Below are 1,635 nucleotides of genomic sequence, written 5' to 3' on the forward strand. Positions count from 1 at the left end.
ATTCTCCTACAATAAAGTTACGGTTTAAGGCGCGGCAGCCAGCCGCGTCTTTTTCCATCTCAAAGCCGAAGCTGTTAGAATGAGAGAGTAAATGGTCTGGCACCAACATTCTTGGGCTAACACGCCCGTAATGGAGTCTGTCAGCCGCCTCTCTCATTCGCAGCATTCGATTTGCGCAGGTTGTGCCACCGGTTTTCGGTGCGTTCGTGTCACCCAGGAGATTGAACAGGCAATGAGTAAAAGGCGGAAAGCCATATCCAATCAGAAGGAGGAGCAAAATGAACGCAGTTGGAATTGATGTTTCCAAAGGGAAAAGCATGGTGGCTGCCCTGCGGCCAATGGGTGAAGTGGCATTCCTGCCACGGGAATTTCTCCACACCGAGGTGGGGCTGGAGCAGATGGCTTACGCCATCCTTGCGCTTGGGGAAGATACCCGCGTCATCATGGAAGCCACCGGTCGCTACCACGAACCGGTAGCTGCGGCCCTGCATGAGTACGGGATCTATGTCTGTGTCCTGAATCCGCTGTTTATCAAGCAAAGCGGGGGTGGTTCCATCCGAAAGGTCAAGACCGACAAGGCTGACGCCATAAAAATTGCCAAGTACGGTCTTGACAACTGGGTGGATCTGCGGGAATATACTCCCATGGACACTGTAAGACAACAACTGAAGCTGTGCAGCCGCCAGTACGACCTCTACATGAAAACGGTGATATCGCTGCAAAACAATCTTATTTCGTTGACCGACAAGACCTTCCCCGGCGTGAACGAACTGTTCTCCAGTCCGGAGCGTGCGGACGGTCACCAGAAATGGGTGGATTTTGTCAGGACCTTCTGGCATTGTGACTGCATCTGCCGCGTCAGCGAAAAGGCATTCACCGAGCGTTACCAGAAGTGGTGCAAACACAAGGGCTACCATTTCAGCGTCGAAAAAGCACTGGAGGTCTATGCCGGAAGCTGCGGCCATTTCACCACGTTGCCGAAGAATGACAACACCAAGCTGCTCATTATCTCAGCCGCCCAGCAGCTTCTTGCAGGCAAGATGACACTGGCCGCTCTGCGAGCTGAGATGACACGGCTTGCCCGGCAATTGCCGGAATATGACACGGTGCGAACCATGTACGGTGTTGGTGATAAGACTGCACCTGCGCTCATGGCTGAGATCGGCGATGTGCGCCGTTTTCCACGCCGCAGCTCCATCGTTGGATTTGCGGGCATCGATCCCGGTGTGGATGAGTCTGGCAAACACAGTGCCAAGAGCGTTCCCACCACGAAACGGGGTTCAGCACATCTGCGCAAAACACTCTACCAGATCGTCTGCACTTACCTGAAAAAATCCCCGGCAGATGAGCCAGTCTACCAGTTCCTCGATAAGAAACGCAGCGAGGGCAAACCTTATTTCGTCTACATGACCGCTGCTCAAAACAAGTTCTTGCGTATCTACTACGCCCGCGTAAAGGAGTGCCTTGAGGCATTTGATGCGCAAACTACCGAGCAGAAGTGATTTTTAACAACCAAATTTTACCTCGGCCGGTGAGGTGCTTTCTCTCCGGTCTGATTTGTTGCACCCTTTTTTCGGTCTCGCAAATTTTGCGGGACTTTTTTCATTTTGGTGCTTGACTTTTATTTGCAGGACT

The 1,635-nt window shown here is 52.5% G+C and carries 1 protein-coding gene; it reads left to right on the forward strand.

Features of this window, described 5'->3' with window-relative positions; translation table 11 throughout:
• Positions 1-278 precede the first annotated feature (278 nt).
• Positions 279-1,502, forward strand: a complete 1,224-nt coding sequence (locus tag B5F12_RS11565) for an IS110 family transposase (protein WP_087234535.1) — start codon at positions 279-281, stop codon at positions 1,500-1,502.
• The last annotated feature ends 133 nt before the right edge of the window (positions 1,503-1,635 follow it).

This window comes from Pseudoflavonifractor sp. An176 (assembly GCF_002160435.1).
In the GTDB taxonomy this organism is placed as follows: domain Bacteria; phylum Bacillota; class Clostridia; order Oscillospirales; family Oscillospiraceae; genus Enterenecus; species Enterenecus faecium.